We start from the raw sequence: 19,755 nt of genomic DNA on the forward strand, positions 1-19,755 counted from the left end.
TTGAATAGTTCAAGGCTGAGCGGAATCATTGCCGCATAGCGGCAGCATGTCCACCACGCCATACAAACGGGCCAAGCTTAACAAATTCTCTGGAACATGATCGAAACACAGTTTCACACTGCTACGCTGCGCTTCGCGTAGCCAAGCCAGCAGCAAACTGACCGCGGCAGAATCCACCGTCTCTACCTGAGCCAAGTCAACCACCAGCGGTGTTTCACCAGCGGTCTGCAAACCATTTTTGAACAGGGGTATAACCGTTTCAATGGTCAGATGGCTCGGTACTTGTACACGGCCTCCATCACGGCTGATCACTTGGACGCCGCCTTAGGCAGCACTGTGCCGGTCTGCGCCTGGTTTTTTTCCACTAACGTTTTAATCAATCCATCAATTCCGCTCTTCTGAATCTGCTCAGCGAAGGTACCGCGATAGTTGGTTACCAAACTCACACCGTCGATCGACAGGTCATACACCTTCCAGCCACTAGCCGTTTTTTCCATATCATAATTTACGGGCAGAGGTTGTTGGCCTTTGTTAAGAATAAAGGTTTTCATAGTCACCTCGGTGGCATCATTTGCCATTTTGAGTGGCTTCACCTCCACCTCCTGATCCTGGTAGGTAGTGAATGCGGTGGTGTAAGTACGCACCAGCAAATTGCGAAACTCGATTTCCAAGTTTTTCTTCTGCTCCGGCGTAGCATTGCGCCAGTTCTTGCCTACGGCAAGTTTGGTCATATGTGTAAAATTAAAATGTGGCAGCACCTTTGCATCCACTAATTCAGTAACTTTCTTCTTATTTCCGGCCTGAATATCCTTGTCCCGCTTAACGATGGCCAAGACTTCATCTACGGTATTTCTGATTAGCGCTTCCGGTTCTGGCATGTCCGCACGCACGCTCAGTGACACACACGCCAGCAATACTCCCACCCACAATGCAGTTATTTTTTTCATATATATATTTTTGTAAGTTATTTATTAAGCTGTTTGGAATCTTCAGCCTTGCTATACAAGAACCTGCTGATTAAATCCTCCAGCACCACGGCAGACTGTGTTTTTTTGATTTCGTCGCCAGCCTTCAGAAATTCTTCATCACCACCCGGAATCAGGCCGATGTACTGTTCACCTAACAATCCTGAAGTCAGGATATTGGCGAATGTATCTTTGGGGAACTGATAACGTTTGTCAATATTCATTGTCACTTTGGCCTCATAGCGCTCCGGATCCAGGCTGATCTGAGCCACCCGTCCAATGAGTACTCCAGAACTTTTGATGGATGCCTGGGACTTGAGGCCACCGATGTTAGAAAAATGAGCCTGCAACTGATATGTTTCGGACATGCTGTAAGTACTCAGATTTCCCACCTTCAGCGCCAGCACTGCCAATGCAGCTAAACCTGCCACGACAAATATGCCGACCCATAAATCCAGCGTGGTGCGTTTCATACTACTCCCCTTGAAACATGAATGCGGTCAAAATAAAATCCAAAAACAAAATTGTCAGCGACGACTCGACTACTGTGCGCGTGGTTGCACCGGACACCCCTTCTGCGGTGGGTGGTGCATCATAGCCTTCGAACAGTGCTATGGCAGTTACTGCCACTCCAAACACGAAGCTCTTAATTATCCCGTTCACTATGTCGTGCTGAAAATCAACCCCGGCCTGCATTTGCGACCAGAACGAACCTTGATCTACGCCGATCAGCACAACCCCCACCACATATCCACCAAATACACCCATGGCAGAAAATAACGCCGACAGTAGCGGCACAGATATAACCCCAGCCCAAAAACGAGGTGCAACCACGCGTGCTATCGGGTTGATCGCCATCATTTCCATCGCGGAAATCTGTTCGGTGGCTTTCATCAAACCAATCTCCGCAGTCATGGCCGAACCAGCACGACTCGCAAACAGCAGGGCAGCCAGCACCGGCCCCAATTCGCGCACCAGGCTCAGCGCTACGAGTGACCCCAGTGCAGATTCAGCGCCATAGCGTTTAAGCGTCTCATAGCCCTGTAACCCCAATACCATGCCGACAAATAAGCCGGCCACCAAAATTATAATAAGCGACATCACCCCACTAGAGAACAGCTCCTTGATGGTCAAGTGGAAACGCCGAAAACTAATTCCGGAATAAAGCAGGATTAGCAGGAAGAAGCGGGAGGTATATCCGATACGCCATACCGCATTCACAATACGATGTCCTAGTGACCTCAGATGTTCAACGATCGTCATCGCCAAGGCCGCAAATTCAAATCTTGCCAGTAATCGCCGCAGGGATAATGGAATGGAACCGGACCGTCCATTTCGCCATGCACGAATTGATGCACGAACGGCTTATCGGAAGAGCTGATTTCAGCTGGAGTTCCTTCTGCAACAACCACCCCATCGGCAATAAAATAAATATAGTCAACGATCTTAAGCGATTCCTGCACGTCATGCGTGACCACTACCGAAGTCGCACCCAGCGCATCGTTCAGACGACGAATGAGATTACCCACCACGGTAAGTGAGATGGGATCCAGTCCGGCAAATGGCTCGTCGTACATGATCAACATCGGATCCAGCGCCACCGTTCGCGCCAGCGCCACGCGTCGCGCCATGCCGCCTGAAAGCTCAGCAGGCATCAGATGATGTGAGCCGCGCAAACCCACCGCATTCAGCTTCATCAGCACTAAATCCCGGATGATCTCTTCCGGCAGATCAGTATGCTCGCGCATCTGAAACGCAACATTGTCATACACTGACATATCCGTGAACAGCGCTCCAAACTGGAACAGCATACCCATCCGGCGACGCATGAGATATAAACCTTTATGGTCAAGCTCATGTATCACCTGCCCATCAACCTTCACATAGCCGCTGCTTGGCCTGAGCGCACCGCCGATAAGCTGTAGCAATGTAGTCTTGCCGCAGCCGCTGCCGCCCATAACAGCGATCACCTTGCCCTTGGGGAAAGTGAGATTGACGCCTTTTAGTATGGGGCGGCTGTCATAGGCAAAATTGACGTCGCGAATTTCGACCAGCGCTTGAGATGACACGTATCAACACCTTGATTGTCCGGTAGTCGGGCATTCTAAACCATGCTCTCGCTTAATCGCAACATTAGCCACTACCGGTGTAGCGCGCAAAGAAGCGGTCTGGACTTGTGACACATGATTTGTCCGGTCTAACCCAAATTGCCCATTTATGTATTCTTGCAGCGTGTCGCGCTTGCTGTTAAGGCGAACAACAATTCCCCGATATTGGCGAAAAGGCTTGACTGCATTTTCATAAAGTAGCGGTACAGGTTCTCAGAAACAGTCATTACCGTTGGAAATCATCCCGCCACTATGAACATTCGCTTCAGGTTCCATGCCAGCGCTGCCAGATTCATCACGCCTTTTGAATTGGACTTCCTCCGCACCTGCCTCACGATGACGCACTTGTCCTTCTCTTATCCTTTAGCTCTGCAAATACATGGCCACAGGACTTTCACCTGCGAAGTAACGTGCCATGCACGGCATACCGCTTAAGGTTAAGTGGAGCACCGCTTTTAGCGCGCTCCACTCGAATGCAAAGTTAGACCGCTTGTGCTTCATGGTTTGCCTAAGGTGACTGCTCGAAACTCACAGAGGCTCAATATATCCGGGAAGAGCGACGCAGCCAACGAGAGATGAGTGTTGATTCTTTGCATTTCTTTCTCGGGCGTAGAAGGCGCAAGATTTTCCCGAAGTCGTTTGTCCAGGTGATTGAAGGCGGACTCGAAGATTTCGGCCTGCTCGGTTGGAGGGATGGCTCGTAGGTGAAGGCTGTGCACGAGCAGGTTCCTTCGCGAGAGCAGCCACTGTAGACCATCTTCTCGTTCTGATTTTTTGTAGGCCCAGACTGCAATCCAAGCATCTGTGGTCTGAAGTTCCGGCTGCATCCGGAGAACATTTGCTCGAATGCGATCAGCAACTGCAACGAAGCCATCGCGCTCGTATAGACGAATGGAGAAAAACACGAAGTCAAGGACTTGACCGATTCGGTCCCAGAAGCCAGCCAAACGAATGAAACACGTTTCAGCGTGTTCCCAAAATACACTGTCAGTGTTCGAGGTGATAAGCTGCTGGAGCTTCAAGTCTCCCGGCAGCTTTAGCAGGTCGGGTTTGGATCGCAACAGATGCGCACCGATCATGAAGGTTTGGGCGCGATAGACTGAGCGCCGAGTGCGATAGAATACGGCGATTGCCTCCTGTAGCGCGGCCGACAAATAGGTGTCGTATTTTGGCTTTGGCTCCTCGAGTCCACGAATGATCAATCTAGGCGGACCGCCAAAGGCATCGACCAGTTTGTCTACTCGGTCTTGTAATTGCCTTTGTGCTTCGCCTGTTTCGAAGAGAGTAGCTGGCTTTGGGGAAAAATATTCTTCGAGACGGGCGAGGATCAAGCTCTCGTTTGCTGCGTGAGCCAATGCGTCACCGAGAACATCGGCATACCGATCGTAATCTTGGTCGTCAGGCGAGTCTGTCATAGGTTCCTGAGGGTCTAACGAATAGCGTTTATCTGCCGCCCTCCCCAAACTTGTTAAAACCGTAACCTATCGGCGACGGATAAACCTTGTTGAACTGAATCACCGGAGAGGTACCTATGAAGATTGTAAGGTTTTGAAGCGTGGCGTCAACCAAATGCCATGAAGGTGCAGCAATTGGCGAAGAAGAAACGGATGTCCTGGAGAAACTTTGTGTCCTTATCCCGGCACCAGAATGCCGCACAAACCGGCCAATCAAACCTCCATCCAGGACGCATGGGCGAACGCATCCCGGGCTGGTGCGAACGCTCAACTGTTGGACGAAACGAGCAACGAAAAACATTTCGTCCGGGCAAACGGCTCAATTCAGCGAACATTAGGTCGGTAAGCAAATTTATTAACGTTCGGGTTGATGAGTCAATAGAACAAGCTATAATAACTTTTTCTTAGTATCTAACGACGACATACCCATGCCAAACGACGACAAACTCACACCTAGTACCGACAACCCTATGCCTGTTGTCGGCAAGCCATTGTCTAAAAAAGACATACCCATGATTCCGATGAGTGACTGGGATATTGATGACAATCCTCCCCTGGTTCCCGCTTATCCCGATGTTCCCAAGGCTCTCAACGAGAACCCCAATCTGGTTGCCGACCCCAGAAACTATCCAAAGAAAAAACCGGTCAAGCGTGAATCCAGCCCTTCCGGGTGGACAGATATGTCACATATTCTGCCGCCGGAAATACATCCCTTGTATAGAAAAGGATGGCTCGGCGCGCTTGAGTTGAATAACCGCGTTGTTATGGCGCCAATGACCCGCAGTCGGGCTGGGCTTGGCAACGTGCCGAATGAGATGAATGCAATGTACTACTCTCAACGCAGCTGTGCTGGCCTGATGATTTCCGAACCCACTCAAGTTTCTGCTCAAGGCATTGGTTATCCGGGCACACCGGGCATATCCACCCGCGAACAAATAGAAGGCTGGAAAAAAGTGACTGCCCACGTTGCCAGAACGGGGGGCAAGCTTTTTATGAACCTATCACATGTTGGCCGAATCTCACATCCATCGCTGCAGCCATTCCAAAGTTTGCCAGTCGCACCCTCTGCTATTCAACCGGCGGGGGAGGTTTTCACACCAAATGGAATGATGCCGTACGTTGCACCCCGTGCGCTTGAAATTGCTGAGATGGCGGGTATCGCCGAGCAATATAGGCAAGCTGCGCTTAATGCCGAAGAAGCATGGCTGGACGGCATAGAAATAGATGCCGCGAATGGCTATCTGCTCGACCAGTTTTTGCGGGATAGCACGAATCAACGGACGGACGAGTACGGTGGCTCAATTGAGAATCGCAGCCGCTTGCTGTTTGAAGTAATTCAGGCGGTATGCAGTGTGTATCCATCGCAAAAAGTCGGCGTTCGTCTTTCCCCGGTCAATCCGTTAAACGACATTTTCGACTCAACACCGCAAGAAACCTTCGAGTACGTCGCCGAACAGTTGAATCGTTTCAATCTGGCTTATATACATGTAGTTGAGGAACATCCTTCAACATTCAATTTTAAGCGCTTACGAAGCTTATTTAGAGGCCAGTACATAGCAAATGGCGGTTACGATGCAGCACGTGCCGAGGCAGCGATTGTTGAAAAGACCGCTGACTTCGTATCATTCGGCGCTCTCTTTATTGCTAACCCAGATTTACTATTGCGGTTGCGGGAGCGCAGAGATTACAACCCACCAGATACGGCAACGTTCTATGGCGGCGACGCCGCTGGCTACATCGATTATCCATCGTTGCCATTTTAATGGCGCGGCAATAAGGGAAATTGTGTTTAGCAGTGACAAGCAATTATTCAACATCAAATGGGGAATTTTAGATGTTGCATTCTTATGGTCTAAACGTCTCTGATGACGGCGGAACGCACAGGATAGCTGGAAGCAAGTGAATAAAAAGGTGGTTTTAAGGCTCCAGCTCAGCCTGTCAATCTACAATTTCACAAACTCATGAGTTCGATAACGACAAAAGCAAATTTGATTAAAAATATTGCCATCGTGGCGGCAGCATTATTCGCTCTTTGCGCTGTTTATCTGTGGTTTGCTTTTACCTGGAGCTATTCAACTGGTGAACGAGCTGGATATGTTCAAAAATTTTCAAAAAAAGGATGGATATGTAAAACATGGGAAGGTGAATTAAGTATGATGTCTCTTCCTAGTCAAGTACCTGAAAAATTTTTTTTCACTGTTCGAAATAATATCGTTGCTGAAAAGATCAATCGAAGTCTCGGTAAAAAAGTGGCTCTCAATTACGATCAATACAAAATGCTTCCAACAAGTTGCTTTGGTGATACGGAGTTTTTTGTTTCCGATATTAAAATTATTGAATAATACATTTTGAACCAGTCGTGATTCTGCTTGCCGAAACCATTCGTAATCAATTAGTAATATGCCTCTAAACCATTTGCAGAGATTTATAACCCGGCGTCAGCGCGCAGAGCAGATGCCTTGTCTGTTGCCTCCCAGGTAAACCCTGGTTCTTCGCGGCCAAAGTGGCCGTAGGCAGCAGTGTTGGTATAAATTGGGCGCAATAGTTCAAGCATTTGCACAATGCCTTTTGGCCGCAGGTCGAAATGTTTTTTTACCAACTCCGCAATCTTTTCATCGGAAATTTTTCCAGTACCATAACTGGTGACCCAAACACTGGTGGGCAGAGCCACGCCAATCGCGTAGGAAATCTGGATCAGGCACTTGCTGGCCAGGCCAGCAGCTACGATGTTCTTGGCGATATAACGGCCAGCGTAGGCTGCGGAACGATCTACCTTGGATGGATCTTTGCCGGAAAATGCCCCACCTCCATGCGGAGCAGAACCACCGTAGGTGTCCACAATGATCTTGCGCCCTGTCAGGCCGCAGTCGCCTTGTGGGCCACCGATAACAAAACGGCCAGTGGGATTTACCAAATACTTAATGTCGCCTTTGATTAGTTCCTGTGGTAGCACGGGCTTGATAATATCTTCAATTACGGCTTCACGAATGGTCTCTAGCGATATCTCGGGGGAGTGCTGAGTAGATAGCAATACCGTGTCGATGGAGTGTGGCTTGCCATCCACATAACGGATGGTGACTTGCGCTTTGGCATCCGGACGCAGCCAATTAAGGCGACCATCGCGGCGCAGTTGCGACTGGCGCTCGACCACGCGGTGCGCCAGATAAATCGGCAGCGGCATCAACGTAGGGGTTTCATCGCAAGCATAACCGAACATCAGGCCTTGATCGCCTGCTCCCTGATCCATGTACTCATGAGATGCGCGATCAACGCCTTGAGCGATGTCCGGACTTTGCTTGTCATAAGCAACAAGCACGGCACAACCTTTATAGTCTATGCCATATTCAGTATTATCATAGCCGATGCGCTTGATGCAATCGCGCGCCACTTTGATATAGTCCACATTAGCGCTGGTGGTTATTTCACCGGCAAGCACCACGAGGCCAGTGTTGACTAATGTCTCAGCTGCTACTCGCGCATAGGGGTCTTGCGCTAGAATAGCATCCAGAATGGAATCAGAAATTTGATCCGCAACTTTGTCGGGATGACCTTCAGATACTGATTCGGATGTAAACAAAAATTCACTCATGGCGCTCCGCGATAGGGTTGGTTGAGAAAGTAATTCATTATAGCAATAACTCGGTTGTAATTACCTCCATGATATCCTCCCTTGTAGACTGGTTGTTCAATTTGGCAGCGCGCTTGCCGTTGAGTGTGTTACACCGTCTTGGCGCCGTACTGGGCAAATTGACTTATAGTCTGTCCGGTAAGTATGCCGAACGGATGCGCGAAAATCTCAGCAATGCATTGAAAGGGCGTCCCGAAGCGGATTTTCGCAGGGTATTAAACGCCAGCATAGTTGAAGCAGGCAAGGGGGCGGCCGAGTTGCTGTGGGTTTGGTGTCGGCCTCTAGCAGAGGTGACCGCTAGCGTCAAAGCATGCTATGGCTGGGAGCATATCGAGGCGGCACGTGCGCGTGGCAAGGGGGTAATTTTTTTAACGCCGCACTTGGGATGTTTCGATGTGTCAGCCTTATATGTCGCTGAACACATGCCACTCACCGTGCTTTATCGCCCACCTAAGTTAATGTGGCTAGAACGTGTAATGCGCAGCGGTCGCGAGCGAGCCCAAGTGCGGCTAGCGCGTACCGATGTGAGCGGGGTGCGCCAGTTGTATAAAGCACTCAAGCGGGCTGAAGCAATAGGGCTTTTGCCAGATCAGGTGCCCGGCAATGGAGAGGGGGAATGGGCAGATTTCTTCGGGCGGCCAGCTTACACCATGACGCTGATTGGGCGCTTGGTGAAATCCAGCGGCGCATCGGTAGTGATGACATCCGTCGAACGATTGACGCATGGGTCGGGATATATCCTACGCTTCACGCCGCTTGAATTCGTTGTTGATTTGCCCATAAGCAGGCAGATCAATGCGGCGCTTGAAAAATTGGTGCTCATAAATCCTGCGCAATATCTGTGGAGTTACAATCGTTACAAGATTCCAGCAGGCATTAAGCCCGCTACGAAGCAAGAAGTACACCCAATATGATGGTGCGTTTTGGAATTTTTCTGCTGTGGCTGCTGCATTTCCTTCCATACCGACTGCAAGCGTGGATTGGTAATGTCCTGGGAACGCTGCTTTATCTGTTTTCAGCCAGGCGTCGTCGCGTGGCAAGCATCAATTTGCGTTTATGTTTCCCCGAATTGAACGAAGCACAGCGGTCGCAGCTAGTGCGACAAAATTTTATCGCCTTCGCTCGCAGCATTGTTGAACGGGGGATTTTATGGTGGTCCAGCCGCGAGCGCATCCAGAAGTTGATAAGGGTTGAAGGAGTAGAGCATTTTCAAAACGCACTTGGTAATCCACTAATTTTGCTTACGGCACATTTTGTCGCTCTGGATGTCGGTGGATCCTGGATTACCCAGCATACGGATGGGGTTAGCGTGTACTCCAAACAAAAGAATACTTACATGCAAAACTTGGTGTTGCAGAAACGCGCGCGTTTCGGCAAGCAATTTTTATATTCGCGACAAGCGGGGATGCGCCCGGTAATAAAATCATTACGCGAATGTCGGCCATTTTATTATTTTACGGATCAAGATTGGACCACCAAGGATGGTGTGTTCGTTCCATTCTTTGGCATACCCGCAGCTACGTTGGCGACTTTACCTCGCCTGGTAACAATGACTAACGCAAAGGTGGTACCGTGTATCACGCGTGTATTGCCGGAATACAAGGGGTATGAGGTACGCTTCTATCCAGCGTGGGAAAACTATCCTACCCATGATTTGATAGCTGACACCCGCCGCATCAACGAATTCATCGAACAGCGGGTGCGGGAAATGCCGGAACAATATTTCTGGCTGCACAGACGATTTAAAACTCGACCCGAGGGCGAAGAAAGTTTTTACAAATGAAATATCGTGACCTGCGCGATTTTATCGCGCAACTAGAAAAACTGGGTGAGCTCAAGCGCGTGATTACGTCAGTTTCTCCCTATTTGGAGATGACGGAAATCTGCGATCGCGTGTTGCATGCACAAGGCCCTGCCGTGCTGTTTGAAAATCCTGCAGAACACAATATGCCGGTTTTGGCGAACTTGTTTGGCACGCCGCACCGCGTGGCGCTGGGCATGGGCGAGGAAAACGTAACGGCATTACGCGAAGTGGGCAAATTGCTGGCTTTCCTGAAGGAACCCGAGCCGCCCAAAGGTTTAAGGGATGCCTGGGATAAATGGCCGGTATTGAAGCAGGTGTTGAATATGGCGCCCAAGGTAGTTTCGAGCGCTGCCTGTCAGGAAGTCGTATGGGAAGGCAGCGAAGTAGACTTGAGCAGACTGCCCATACAAACTTGCTGGCCAGGAGATGTGGCACCACTGATTAGTTGGGGGCTGGTGGTTACGCGTGGCCCCAACAAGCCGCGCCAAAATCTGGGCATTTACCGCCAGCAGGTGATCGCGCCCAACAAAGTCATTATGCGCTGGCTGGCGCATCGCGGAGGAGCGCTGGATTATCAGGAGTGGTGCAAAGCTTATCCGGGCCAGCCGTTCCCACTGGCAGTGGTGATCGGTGCTGACCCGGCTACCATTTTGGGCGCGGTCACGCCGGTGCCGGACAGCCTGTCTGAATATCAATTTGCCGGCTTGTTGCGAGGATCGAAAACCGAACTGGTTAAATGTATTGGTAGCAATTTGCAAGTGCCTGCCAGCGCCGAGATCGTGCTGGAGGGAATGATTCACCCAAATGAAATCGCGTTGGAAGGCCCGTTTGGTGACCATACCGGTTATTACAATGAACAGGAAAAATTCCCGGTTTTCACCATTGAGCGCATCACCATGCGTCAAAATCCCATTTATCACTCCACCTATACCGGCAAACCGCCCGATGAGCCGGCCATTTTGGGCGTGGCATTGAACGAAGTGTTCGTGCCACTTCTACAGAAGCAATTTCCCGAGATTTCGGATTTCTACTTGCCGCCGGAAGGCTGTTCTTATCGTTTGGCAATTGTATCCATGAAGAAACAGTACCCGGGACATGCCAAACGCGTGATGTTCGGCATCTGGTCCTATCTGCGCCAATTCATGTACACCAAGTTCATCATCGTGGTAGATGACGACATCGATATCCGTAAATGGCAGGAAGTCATCTGGGCGATCACCACACGCGTCGATCCCACACGCGACACACTGCTGGTGGACAACACGCCCATTGATTATCTGGACTTCGCCAGCCCGGTGTCCGGCCTGGGCAGCAAAATGGGACTGGATGCGACCAACAAATGGCCGGGGGAAACGCAACGCGAGTGGGGCACGCCAATTGCGATGGACGACGTGACCAAACGCCGTGTAGATGCAATGTGGGGGGAGCTTGGCTTGTAGTTGCCCGCGTTAATCCATCACCAGCACGAACTTGCCGGTAACGCCGCCTTGTTCAATTAGACGGTGCGCTTGGGCTGCATCTTTCAACGGCAGCATCCTATTCACCAGCACGCCGAGCTTACCTGTTTCAATTAGCTGAGCGCCCTGTTCCAGTATTTTGCGCTGGCGTATACGCTCGTCATGCATATGCATCACTTGCGGCGTGAGCATCAGTTCGTAACACAGCGACAGATTGCGCAGTCGCGCCAGTTGAGTGTCAGCCAATGACAGCGGGGTGGACAGCAAGCTGACCACTTTGCCGCCAATGCGCGCCGCATTTAACGAGCGCAGAAAGACCTCGCCACCTACAGTGTCAAACACCACGTCTACACCCTTATCAGCGGTCCAGACAAGCGCTTCCCGCACAAAATCCTGCTCGCGGTAGTTAATGATTTTTTCAGCACCGAGACCCTGCACTAGCCCGGCTTTCTTGTCATCGCTTACTGTTACGGCGACGTGCGCGCCCAGATGGTGGGCTAGTTGCACGGCGATATGGCCGACACCCCCCGCCGCGGCATGGATGAGGATAGTTTGTTTGGCTTGCAGATTAGCGCGTTCGATTAGCGCTTCCCACACGGTGATCAGTACCAGTGGCAGCGCAGCGCTTTCTTGCAGGCTGAGGTTGGCTGGCTTGAAAGCGCAGTAGTCTTCATGCACGTTGGTATATTCGGCATAGCAGCCGGGCTCGTCGCCGACGCCACCGTTGCAGAAATAGACCGCATCACCGACTGTAAAACGTGTCACGGCCGTGCCGATGGCATCTATGATACCTGCACCATCACAGCCCAGGATGGTGGGAAGTTTGTCGGGGTAATAGGCTGGCTTGGCGCGCAGCTTGGTATCCAGCGGATTGATGCCCGCGGCGGCCAGCTTGACCCGTACATGGTGTTCTGAGGGTAGTTCGGGAAGGGGAATTTCACGCAGCTGCAGCACATCGGGGCTGCCAGCTGCGGTCATTAAAATTGCTTTCATTTACATAGCCAGGAATGGATGGTTGGCGGGATAATTGAGCCGAGGCCGCAAATTGCCCGAAAGTCTCTCAAAAAAGCTCATTGCACATCAACCGCCTAGTTGGAGCGACTTGAAAGAGGTGTGATATGTTAAACTTGCTGCATAAATTTAGCGAGTTTAGCCATGTCGGGAAATACATTTGGTACTTTATTCTGCGTTACATCTTTCGGCGAATCGCACGGTGCTGCAATCGGTTGCGTGGTGGATGGTTGTCCGCCTGGGATGGCGTTGAGCACAGCAGACATTCAACACGAACTGGATCGCCGTAAGCCCGGCACTTCGCGCCATGTCACCCAACGGCGAGAGACAGACACGGTAGAAATTTTATCCGGCATCTTTGAAGGCAAGACCACTGGTACGCCGATTGCGTTGTTGATCCGCAATGAAGACCAACGTAGCAAAGACTATGGAAACATCGCCGAAAGCTTTCGTCCCGGCCATGCCGATTACACTTATTGGCAGAAATACGGCATCCGCGACCATCGCGGCGGCGGGCGGGCGTCTGCACGCGAGACCGCCGTGCGCGTAGCAGCTGGAGCGATTGCGAAAAAATGGCTGAACGAGCGTTATGGTGTTGTGATACGTGGCTATTTATCGCAATTGGGTGAAGTGGTGGTGCCATTCAAGAGTTGGGATGAAGTCAACTGCAATCCCTTCTTTGTCGCCGATGACAGTTATGTTGAGCAACTGGAAGCGTACATGGATGCGTTGCGTAAATCCGGCGATTCCATCGGTGCAAAGCTCACTGTCGTGGCCGAACATATGCCTGTGGGCTGGGGAGAGCCGGTATATGACCGTCTCGATGCTGATATTGGCTACGCCATGATGAGCATTAATGCTGTAAAAGGAGTAGAAATTGGTGCCGGCTTCGCTTCAGTTACGCAGAAAGGCAGTGAGCATGGCGACGAAATCACTCCGCAAGGTTTTTTATCCAACCACGCTGGCGGAATACTGGGAGGCATTTCCACTGGGCAGGATATTGTGGCGCATATCGCCATAAAACCCACTTCCAGCATCCGCCTTCCGCGCCGCTCCATCAATAAAGCGGGTGAACCAACGCTAGTGGAAACCCATGGTCGCCATGACCCGTGCGTAGGTATTCGCGCTACGCCCATTGCCGAAGCCATGCTGGCCTTGGTACTGATCGACCATGCTCTGCGCCACCGAGCTCAGAACGCAGACGTGGTATGCACCACGCCGAAAGTCCCGGGCAAGATCGATTAGCATTCGAAATTCCATAAAAATTTGATGATGCTCTTTCCAATAAGTTGCGTCCGGGTACCGTATGCAAGACTCGTAATTTAAGCAACAGTGGTTCCTACCCACGACATCTGATAGAAGAATTCAAGATCATGCACTACTTTTACTATTTGCCGAACTGCGTTGTTGGCTGACTTGATACGCTGCATAGCGCGGTAACGCAAAGCGTTCCAAATACCAGCCGGATGGCATGGCGTGACGTAATTTTTGTTCGGTATCTTCACTGATCAGGATGCGCTCGCTTGCAGTACGCGCCTGGTCACACAGATGCGCAGCCAAATTGACGGGCGCACCCATGATCGTAAAGACACTGGTACCACTGTAACCCATGCGGCGTCCGTAAACCGATCCGCTCGCAATGCCTATCCGGTGATCCAGCAAATCCAGCGCATAATTCAAGCGTTGCCATTCCTGTTTAATCTCAGAAAACTCGCGCTGCATTTCGAGCGCCGCTCGCAGCGCTTTCGGGGCGTTTTCAGCACCTGTTGTTTCAAAGCTCAGCATCATGCCATCGCCCAGATATTTATCGATGCGCGCACCGTGCTGTACACCAATTGCACCCAAACGCTCCAGATATTCATCCACCAACGCGGTCGCATCCGCCACTGCCAGTTGTTGAAACAGCAAATCGGAATTGGTAATATCGGTAAACAGAATCGTGGCTTGATTGATGTGCGGATCAAGCACGACGCCCAAATGCACCAGGTTGGTCGGATCAGCAATGATGTTTGACACCGCCAATGCCAACTTGACGCAGATCGGTTCGATTTTTTTCTCATCCTCTACCGTAAATGGCGTGTTGCGATCCTCATTGAGAAACTGCACCACACCAACCAGCTCGCTGCCAAATTTCAACAAAGGTTTAGTAAGAATATTATTCGATTGAAAACCGGATTTGGTGTCCAGACGTTTTTCATGCGCCTTATTCATCATCGAAGGCGAGTAAATTGAAGTCTTGCGTGACAGGTATACTTCCCCAGCTTGGCTGCCATGCAAATCAATTTGCATTTTTACCACGCTCTGAGCAGCTGGGCCATGGGCAATCAGAAACACCAGTGCTTGATCAGAATAGGGATTACGAATAATAATGGAATCGGCCACAGCGCGAATCTGGCTGCGCGCATCAGCCAGCAACGTGTCAAGCTGTTCCTTGTGCTGCTGCATTTCCAGCAAACCTTGATGCAATAACTCGTTTGAGCGTTTCTGCTGTTCCAGCGCCGCTTCCAGTTTGGCCACCTTTGTTTTTTCGACTTCCACGGTTTCTTCCAACCGCTTCTGCTCCCGAAAGAATTTCCAGCACGCCAAGGCAATCGCAAATACCGGCGCCAGCCAAGCCGTCGAAATTTGTGCCGGAATCAGTTTTAGAAAATTATCGAACATCGCTTGCCCCCCGATCATGATGCTCAGCGGATTATGCGCCGCGACGTTCAGGATTTCCATGCCTTGCACAAACAAAATGGCCAGCTTGCGCTGGCTTGGCTTGGTCCTGACGTATCAAAAGGTACTTGTAAAAGTTGCACTTCAGAGTTGAATTTGCCAATTTTTGAATGCGAGCGTGCGTGATGTTAATAGCATAAGGGGATGTTTGAATTAGATTTCAAGAAGCTGGAGTTTATTTGATTCTTCGTCCAGCCAAAAAAACTTGCGTAATATAAATTGGCAGTGATAAAATTCAGAAGTCTAGAAAGACCGTAAGCATAATAAGTTTTATTAACCAAGCAGTATTGGAAAGGAGGAGAAGTTATGTTTGAAAATGTGACTACCGGCCAAGTTCTTGTGATGTACTTATGTATTTTTGGATTCATTTTTGGTATGGCCGCAATCTTATTTAAAAAGAATTCTTAAAAACGAAGCTGAATAATACTGCGAGTAGCGGAAATATTGTTTTTGGATGCCTTCCAAAACATGGTATGTCTTTCACGGCGGTTGTAAAACCAGCAACTTATAAAGTTGTTAGGGGAAGATTAAATTGAAGAATTTCAAGAAATAAGGGGGGGAAATGCGCAAATCTACATCCAAGTTGTCGTCATGGCTTACAACAATAGCTATAACTGTACTGGTATCAGGAACGGCCGCTTCTGCGGAAGCTGGAAAAGTTAGTGCGAATCCCGCTAACGGCAAGATCATCTTTACCCAAGGAAAAGGGGATGTTCCTGCTTGCCTGTCCTGTCATGGAGACAATGCATTGGGTAATGATGCCATGGGCGCACCCCGACTAGCCAATATTGGTTATGTTTATATCGTTAAACAACTCACTAATTTTGCTGCGGACAAGCGTGTTCCCTCTGGCCTGGGCGCGGTAATGAACGGATTTGCCAAGGCATTGAGCGAGCAAGACCGCCGTGATGTGGCTGCTTTTGTAGATAGTTTACCCAGAAAGTATGAGCCGTCTGATTTGAAAGCTCTTAAAGCAGAGGGGCAGCAGGTTGGTCAGCCGCATTTGGGGAAACTTCTGGTTCATAGTGGGGTGCAGGGTAAGGTGGCCTCTTGTTATTCTTGCCATGGGTTTAATGGGCGCGGTTCGGATCCAATGTTTCCGGCAATTGGCAATCAAAAGTATGTATATTTGGTTAATCAATTGAAAAGTTGGCGTGATGGCACAAGGAATAATGATCCGGTAGTTGGAGGAGTTCCAATGATGCAAGCGGTGGCGAAAACGCTTACAGATGACGACATTTATAATGTTGCTGCATATTTGACTTCTGCTCCGCCAGTGAATGTACGGGACGGCCTTCTTATTGATAATCAAACCGTTTTGAAGGAAATTTTAGTTCGATAGGAGTCTTTGGTTATTGAATTAGATTTTGTTTGTAAAATCCCCGCGTCGAGTTGTTTCGGACGCGGGGATTTTATCTATTGGAAAAGAATATTAAGTGATCGAGGGTGATTCAGCATGGCAATTAGCAATATGAAGCTTGGAGAAAAATTGCTATTTGGGGGTTTTGCGCTGATTGGCATTATGGCTTTTGTCAGTTGGTTGGTGCTAGAAGTTGTCAGGTCACGCTTGGATAAGCCGATGTACCCAGTACTTCAGTATGACTTTTCCACAGAAGGCTTGCGCGGGTCAGAATTATTTCGTACAGCGGGATGCACCGTCTGTCACCGCGCAATGCGCAACGGTACAAATATGGGGCTCGTTCTCGACGGTATCGGTTCCAAACGTACACTGGAATACCTAAACAAATTTTTAACAGATCCAGAAGCATCTTACCCTGGAACGACAATGGATCACGGCCCTTCTAAAGGAGCTGCTTTTGTAGCGAAATTGCCACAAGCGGATTTGCAGGCGATTGCTCAGTTTCTTTCTGAGTTGCGAGCCAACCCAGGGTCTAATGCGTCGCGTCTCCCCCCTGTGGGTGGAGAATCTAAATTTATTGATGGGATGGTCAGGATGTGGGCGCCAGATAGCTGGAAATCGGAGTATAAGGATGTACGTGAAGAAGTGAAATTAAAAGCGAAAGAGAATCAGCATGATGCAGGAACTAAATGAACCTTGGACTCAGGATAAAGAATACACCAAATATACATTGTGGTTTATCTATGCATGCATCATTTACAGCATAATTGGTTTTTCTTGGGGGGCGTTGATGGGCGGGGTTCCTACCTTTAGGCATTTTGTTAATAGCGGGATACCCGGCCATAGGATCGTTTTAGGGCATACGCATATTAATTTGCTGGGATGGGTGGAAATGGCTATTTTTGGCGCGGTATATTACCTTATACCGCGATTGGTGCGTCGCTCCATCTATAGCCTGCGTTTGGTCAAAGTTCACTTCTGGATGCATAATCTTGGTCTGCTGGGGGTCGTGGTTTTTTTTAGCGCTGCGGGGTTGATTGGTATATTTATTGATGACGATGGAGAGTCGGCGGCATCACGATTTATGTCACTTGCCGGAATTTTCGGTAGCGTGGTCTTACTGGCTAACATTATCTGGGGATATAACATATACCGCACTTGTAATGGATGGAACCGGCCCAGGTGAATATAAAAATATTATGGTTGCTCATTGCCTCCTGCCTTGTTTGTGGCTGCGGCGAACAGTTTTCCGCATGGAGCATGGGCGGCGCTTCAATGGGAATGTTGCAGAAGGGCATGATTGCGCCTAGTTTGCCCACCAAAACACTGGCAGATGTCGGTGGAGACATGAGCAAAATGACGACATATCGTCAGCCTGATGCACGCATGTATCAATACTCATTAGATAAAGCGCTGGCGCTCGGCAAGCCTATCGTCTTGGAGTTTGCCACACCTGGCCATTGCACTGTGTGCGATGGCCAGTTGCAAATAATGAAAGCGTTAATGGAAAAATATCAAACTCAGGTGCTTTTTTTGCATATGGATCAATACCAAAATCCGCAAGCATTCAAGGCATATCGTGTGATGGGTGATCCCTGGACTTTCTTTATAAATGATAAAGGCATCGTTAGCGGCGTTCAACCAGGACGCATGTTGCATGGCGAAATGGAAGCGGGAATTACGAAAATTCTGAAGGCAGGAACAGAAAGTCGCGCGGGTTGATCTAATATGGGTGTTACGCGTTTCAGTTTAGTGCAAGACCGCAAAGGCATGATGTGGGATTTACTATTATATGTTCCTACAGTAGTGGCGTTACTGTCAATGGTAGTCAAATTTTGGTATGGCGGAAATGCCAGTTTGGCATATTTGTTTTCGTTTTTGGCCAGTTTCTTTTTTATCGCTGGTGCCAACCGCATATTGAAAACCCGGTTAATGTTATTGCCTACCGCGCCTATCGCAATCGAAATAGGTAAGCAGGTAACTCGAATTATTATGCGCAATGGAGAGCACGTGGAGTTGGTGAAGGATTTGCGAATTTACGCGGACTATTCAGGCCGTTCGTTCGGTCTGGCAGGGCTGGATAAATTAGACCAGCGCTTGCAATTTGTATTTCATAAAGGACAGTTTTCCAGCATAAAAGATTACCAAGCAATTCAGGAAATGCTTAAAACTAGCTAGACATCTATTTATAAAAATTCACTTAAGTATAAAAGTGGATTTAACAGCTTATAAATTTCTATTAAATCTTTAAGGCATCAGATAAACAAGTGCACATGCTTGTGCACGGCATAGATCATCATAAATTAAGAAATGTTTGCCATTGTTTAAAATTATGCGAAATTGTTTCAATGAGTTAATGAGTTGAAGCTTAAATTTCATCGCATCCATCTGATATACAAATACAAATTAGACCAAAGCGTTAATAAATGGTTACGGAATATCTTGCAGTTAAAGTGGTCTAGAAGAACTTATGGAGAATAAAAATAAGGTGCGTAAACAAAACATTATATGCTAACAGCAGGTACAGTGTGGGCTGCACTGGCGACCTATGCTTTAATGTTAGCTGCGTTTCGATATGCTAAGCAACGCACGTTTCATGTGCTGGTAATGATTTCCGTAATATTGTTTGATTTGGGGATGCCGATTTATCTCTACCTTTATAAGGATTGGTATCGGCGTTTGATTGTGGAGAGCGAATTGACCTCATTTTTAGTATGGATACATTTCATGATGCTTGTGATGATGTATGCGTTATATGTAATGCAAGTTAAAACTGCTCTGCGTTTGCTGCGTTGTGATAACAGCGTGCGCATCGATCACCGTGCTCAAGGTCGGGCTGTGCTGCTGGTTCGTGCCTTGGTCATTTTCACCGGTGCTCTACTTGTAGAGTCCTAGTGTTTTAAGCGGTACGTGAGGCCGCTATTTAATGCCCTTGCGGCGTTGTGTTACATCCCAAACCATGAATCCTATAGCCACTACACCAATGAGGCAAGTGGCTATAATCAGTAAATATTCAGTTTCCTTGCTAACCAAGCCACCAACTAGCATGTGCACAGCATAGCTCATGATGAACAAAGAGCTGAGAGCTACCACCAAATAAATTATAATTTCTTGTATAAGTTTAATCATATATTTAAAGTAAATTTCTCGCCAATTGCGGAATGAGCCGAATAAATCAGGCTAACCGTTCACTTTCGCCTAGGAGCCTGTCGGACTTCTCTTGTAACTCATTGATTAAATTGATGCGCCC

Annotated in this window: 21 protein-coding genes; 12 read left to right on the top strand and 9 right to left on the bottom strand. The window is 49.0% G+C overall.

Features of this window, described 5'->3' with window-relative positions:
* Positions 1–9 precede the first annotated feature (9 nt).
* The 6 genes from MJ768_RS04660 to MJ768_RS04685 form a co-directional block, all read right to left on the bottom strand.
* The gene (locus tag MJ768_RS04660) at positions 10–312 is read right to left on the bottom strand and encodes an STAS domain-containing protein (protein ID WP_239288407.1); all 303 of its coding nucleotides are present in this window, start codon (positions 310–312) and stop codon (positions 10–12) included.
* Positions 309–947, bottom strand: a complete 639-nt coding sequence (locus MJ768_RS04665) for an MlaC/ttg2D family ABC transporter substrate-binding protein (protein WP_239288409.1) — start codon at positions 945–947, stop codon at positions 309–311. The genes MJ768_RS04660 and MJ768_RS04665 overlap by 4 nt, the downstream gene beginning before the upstream one ends.
* A gap of 17 nt (positions 948–964) precedes the next feature.
* Entirely contained in the window at positions 965–1,438 is a 474-nt protein-coding gene (mlaD, locus tag MJ768_RS04670; protein WP_239288411.1) for an outer membrane lipid asymmetry maintenance protein MlaD, read from the bottom strand.
* Position 1,439: 1 nt separating this feature from the next.
* Entirely contained in the window at positions 1,440–2,228 is a 789-nt protein-coding gene (gene mlaE, locus MJ768_RS04675; protein ID WP_239288413.1) for a lipid asymmetry maintenance ABC transporter permease subunit MlaE, read from the bottom strand.
* A complete protein-coding gene (locus MJ768_RS04680; RefSeq protein WP_239288415.1) occupies positions 2,225–3,034 on the bottom strand; it encodes an ABC transporter ATP-binding protein in 810 nt (269 codons plus the stop codon). The genes mlaE and MJ768_RS04680 overlap by 4 nt, the downstream gene beginning before the upstream one ends.
* A 536-nt stretch (positions 3,035–3,570) precedes the next feature.
* Positions 3,571–4,488: a hypothetical protein gene (locus MJ768_RS04685; RefSeq protein ID WP_239288417.1), complete on the bottom strand. Its 918-nt coding sequence runs from the start codon at positions 4,486–4,488 to the stop codon at positions 3,571–3,573.
* Between the two features lie 467 nt (positions 4,489–4,955).
* On the opposite strand from MJ768_RS04685, the gene MJ768_RS04690 reads away from it, so the two are divergent.
* Complete coding sequence (locus tag MJ768_RS04690) at positions 4,956–6,290, top strand: alkene reductase (protein ID WP_320415722.1); 1,335 nt, start codon at positions 4,956–4,958, stop codon at positions 6,288–6,290.
* 225 nt (positions 6,291–6,515) lie between these two features.
* A complete protein-coding gene (locus tag MJ768_RS04695; RefSeq protein WP_239288419.1) occupies positions 6,516–6,869 on the top strand; it encodes a hypothetical protein in 354 nt (117 codons plus the stop codon).
* Positions 6,870–6,952: 83 nt separating this feature from the next.
* Here MJ768_RS04695 and metK read toward each other — a convergent pair whose 3' ends face one another.
* The gene (gene metK / locus MJ768_RS04700; RefSeq protein ID WP_239288423.1) at positions 6,953–8,116 is read right to left on the bottom strand and encodes a methionine adenosyltransferase; all 1,164 of its coding nucleotides are present in this window, start codon (positions 8,114–8,116) and stop codon (positions 6,953–6,955) included.
* Between the two features lie 68 nt (positions 8,117–8,184).
* Here metK and MJ768_RS04705 point away from each other — a divergent pair, with 68 nt between their 5' ends.
* Genes MJ768_RS04705 through ubiD form a run of 3 tightly spaced genes read left to right on the top strand, consistent with a single transcriptional unit; the run spans position 8,185 to position 11,398 of the window.
* A complete protein-coding gene (locus tag MJ768_RS04705) occupies positions 8,185–9,069 on the top strand; it encodes a lysophospholipid acyltransferase family protein (protein ID WP_239288425.1) in 885 nt (294 codons plus the stop codon).
* The gene (locus MJ768_RS04710) at positions 9,066–9,938 is read left to right on the top strand and encodes a lysophospholipid acyltransferase family protein (protein ID WP_239288427.1); all 873 of its coding nucleotides are present in this window, start codon (positions 9,066–9,068) and stop codon (positions 9,936–9,938) included. Before MJ768_RS04705 ends, MJ768_RS04710 begins: the two co-directional genes overlap by 4 nt.
* Positions 9,935–11,398, top strand: coding sequence for a 4-hydroxy-3-polyprenylbenzoate decarboxylase (gene ubiD, locus MJ768_RS04715; RefSeq protein WP_239288428.1), 1,464 nt, complete (start codon positions 9,935–9,937; stop codon positions 11,396–11,398). Before MJ768_RS04710 ends, ubiD begins: the two co-directional genes overlap by 4 nt.
* Before the next feature lie 9 nt (positions 11,399–11,407).
* On the opposite strand, the gene MJ768_RS04720 is transcribed toward ubiD, so the two are convergent.
* The gene (locus tag MJ768_RS04720) at positions 11,408–12,409 is read right to left on the bottom strand and encodes a zinc-dependent alcohol dehydrogenase family protein (RefSeq protein WP_239288429.1); all 1,002 of its coding nucleotides are present in this window, start codon (positions 12,407–12,409) and stop codon (positions 11,408–11,410) included.
* 162 nt (positions 12,410–12,571) lie between these two features.
* Between MJ768_RS04720 and aroC the strand changes: the two genes are divergently transcribed.
* Positions 12,572–13,672: a chorismate synthase gene (gene aroC / locus MJ768_RS04725; RefSeq protein ID WP_239288433.1), complete on the top strand. Its 1,101-nt coding sequence runs from the start codon at positions 12,572–12,574 to the stop codon at positions 13,670–13,672.
* Positions 13,673–13,798: 126 nt separating this feature from the next.
* On the opposite strand, the gene MJ768_RS04730 is transcribed toward aroC, so the two are convergent.
* On the bottom strand, positions 13,799–15,148 hold the full coding sequence (locus tag MJ768_RS04730; protein WP_239288435.1) for an adenylate/guanylate cyclase domain-containing protein: 1,350 nt from the start codon (positions 15,146–15,148) through the stop codon (positions 13,799–13,801).
* A 559-nt stretch (positions 15,149–15,707) separates the two neighbouring features.
* On the opposite strand from MJ768_RS04730, the gene MJ768_RS04735 reads away from it, so the two are divergent.
* The 6 genes from MJ768_RS04735 (at position 15,708) to MJ768_RS04760 (ending at position 19,400) form a co-directional block, all read left to right on the top strand.
* Positions 15,708–16,487 (top strand): c-type cytochrome, encoded by a 780-nt coding sequence (locus tag MJ768_RS04735; protein ID WP_239288437.1) that lies wholly within the window; start codon positions 15,708–15,710, stop codon positions 16,485–16,487.
* Positions 16,488–16,601: 114 nt separating this feature from the next.
* A complete protein-coding gene (locus MJ768_RS04740) occupies positions 16,602–17,198 on the top strand; it encodes a c-type cytochrome (RefSeq protein ID WP_239288439.1) in 597 nt (198 codons plus the stop codon).
* Positions 17,179–17,691 carry a cbb3-type cytochrome c oxidase subunit I gene (locus tag MJ768_RS04745; RefSeq protein ID WP_239288441.1) on the top strand — a complete coding sequence of 171 codons (513 nt, stop codon included), beginning with the start codon at positions 17,179–17,181 and terminating at the stop codon, positions 17,689–17,691. The genes MJ768_RS04740 and MJ768_RS04745 overlap by 20 nt, the downstream gene beginning before the upstream one ends.
* Positions 17,688–18,227 (top strand): TlpA family protein disulfide reductase, encoded by a 540-nt coding sequence (locus MJ768_RS04750; protein WP_239288443.1) that lies wholly within the window; start codon positions 17,688–17,690, stop codon positions 18,225–18,227. The genes MJ768_RS04745 and MJ768_RS04750 overlap by 4 nt, the downstream gene beginning before the upstream one ends.
* Before the next feature lie 99 nt (positions 18,228–18,326).
* The gene (locus MJ768_RS04755; protein WP_239288445.1) at positions 18,327–18,683 is read left to right on the top strand and encodes a hypothetical protein; all 357 of its coding nucleotides are present in this window, start codon (positions 18,327–18,329) and stop codon (positions 18,681–18,683) included.
* A 348-nt stretch (positions 18,684–19,031) separates the two neighbouring features.
* Positions 19,032–19,400, top strand: coding sequence for a hypothetical protein (locus MJ768_RS04760; RefSeq protein ID WP_239288447.1), 369 nt, complete (start codon positions 19,032–19,034; stop codon positions 19,398–19,400).
* Positions 19,401–19,755: the final 355 nt, after the last annotated feature.

This window comes from Candidatus Nitrotoga sp. 1052, from assembly GCF_927312905.1.
Lineage (GTDB): Bacteria > Pseudomonadota > Gammaproteobacteria > Burkholderiales > Gallionellaceae > Nitrotoga.

Excerpts from the sequence above, each read along its gene's own strand:
- ubiD (WP_239288428.1), top strand. The coding sequence starts at position 9,935 with ATGAAATATCGTGACCTGCGCGATTTTATCGCGCAACTAGAAAAACTG.
- MJ768_RS04745 (WP_239288441.1), top strand. The coding sequence starts at position 17,179 with ATGATGCAGGAACTAAATGAACCTTGGACTCAGGATAAAGAATACACC.
- mlaE (WP_239288413.1), bottom strand. The coding sequence starts at position 2,228 with ATGACGATCGTTGAACATCTGAGGTCACTAGGACATCGTATTGTGAAT.
- MJ768_RS04735 (WP_239288437.1), top strand. The coding sequence starts at position 15,708 with ATGCGCAAATCTACATCCAAGTTGTCGTCATGGCTTACAACAATAGCT.
- aroC (WP_239288433.1), top strand. The coding sequence starts at position 12,572 with ATGTCGGGAAATACATTTGGTACTTTATTCTGCGTTACATCTTTCGGC.
- MJ768_RS04710 (WP_239288427.1), top strand. The coding sequence starts at position 9,066 with ATGATGGTGCGTTTTGGAATTTTTCTGCTGTGGCTGCTGCATTTCCTT.
- MJ768_RS04690 (WP_320415722.1), top strand. The coding sequence starts at position 4,956 with ATGCCAAACGACGACAAACTCACACCTAGTACCGACAACCCTATGCCT.
- mlaD (WP_239288411.1), bottom strand. The coding sequence starts at position 1,438 with ATGAAACGCACCACGCTGGATTTATGGGTCGGCATATTTGTCGTGGCA.
- MJ768_RS04730 (WP_239288435.1), bottom strand. The coding sequence starts at position 15,148 with ATGGAAATCCTGAACGTCGCGGCGCATAATCCGCTGAGCATCATGATC.
- MJ768_RS04665 (WP_239288409.1), bottom strand. The coding sequence starts at position 947 with ATGAAAAAAATAACTGCATTGTGGGTGGGAGTATTGCTGGCGTGTGTG.
- MJ768_RS04685 (WP_239288417.1), bottom strand. The coding sequence starts at position 4,488 with ATGACAGACTCGCCTGACGACCAAGATTACGATCGGTATGCCGATGTT.
- MJ768_RS04720 (WP_239288429.1), bottom strand. The coding sequence starts at position 12,409 with ATGAAAGCAATTTTAATGACCGCAGCTGGCAGCCCCGATGTGCTGCAG.
- metK (WP_239288423.1), bottom strand. The coding sequence starts at position 8,116 with ATGAGTGAATTTTTGTTTACATCCGAATCAGTATCTGAAGGTCATCCC.
- MJ768_RS04740 (WP_239288439.1), top strand. The coding sequence starts at position 16,602 with ATGGCAATTAGCAATATGAAGCTTGGAGAAAAATTGCTATTTGGGGGT.
- MJ768_RS04705 (WP_239288425.1), top strand. The coding sequence starts at position 8,185 with ATGATATCCTCCCTTGTAGACTGGTTGTTCAATTTGGCAGCGCGCTTG.
- MJ768_RS04755 (WP_239288445.1), top strand. The coding sequence starts at position 18,327 with ATGGTAGTCAAATTTTGGTATGGCGGAAATGCCAGTTTGGCATATTTG.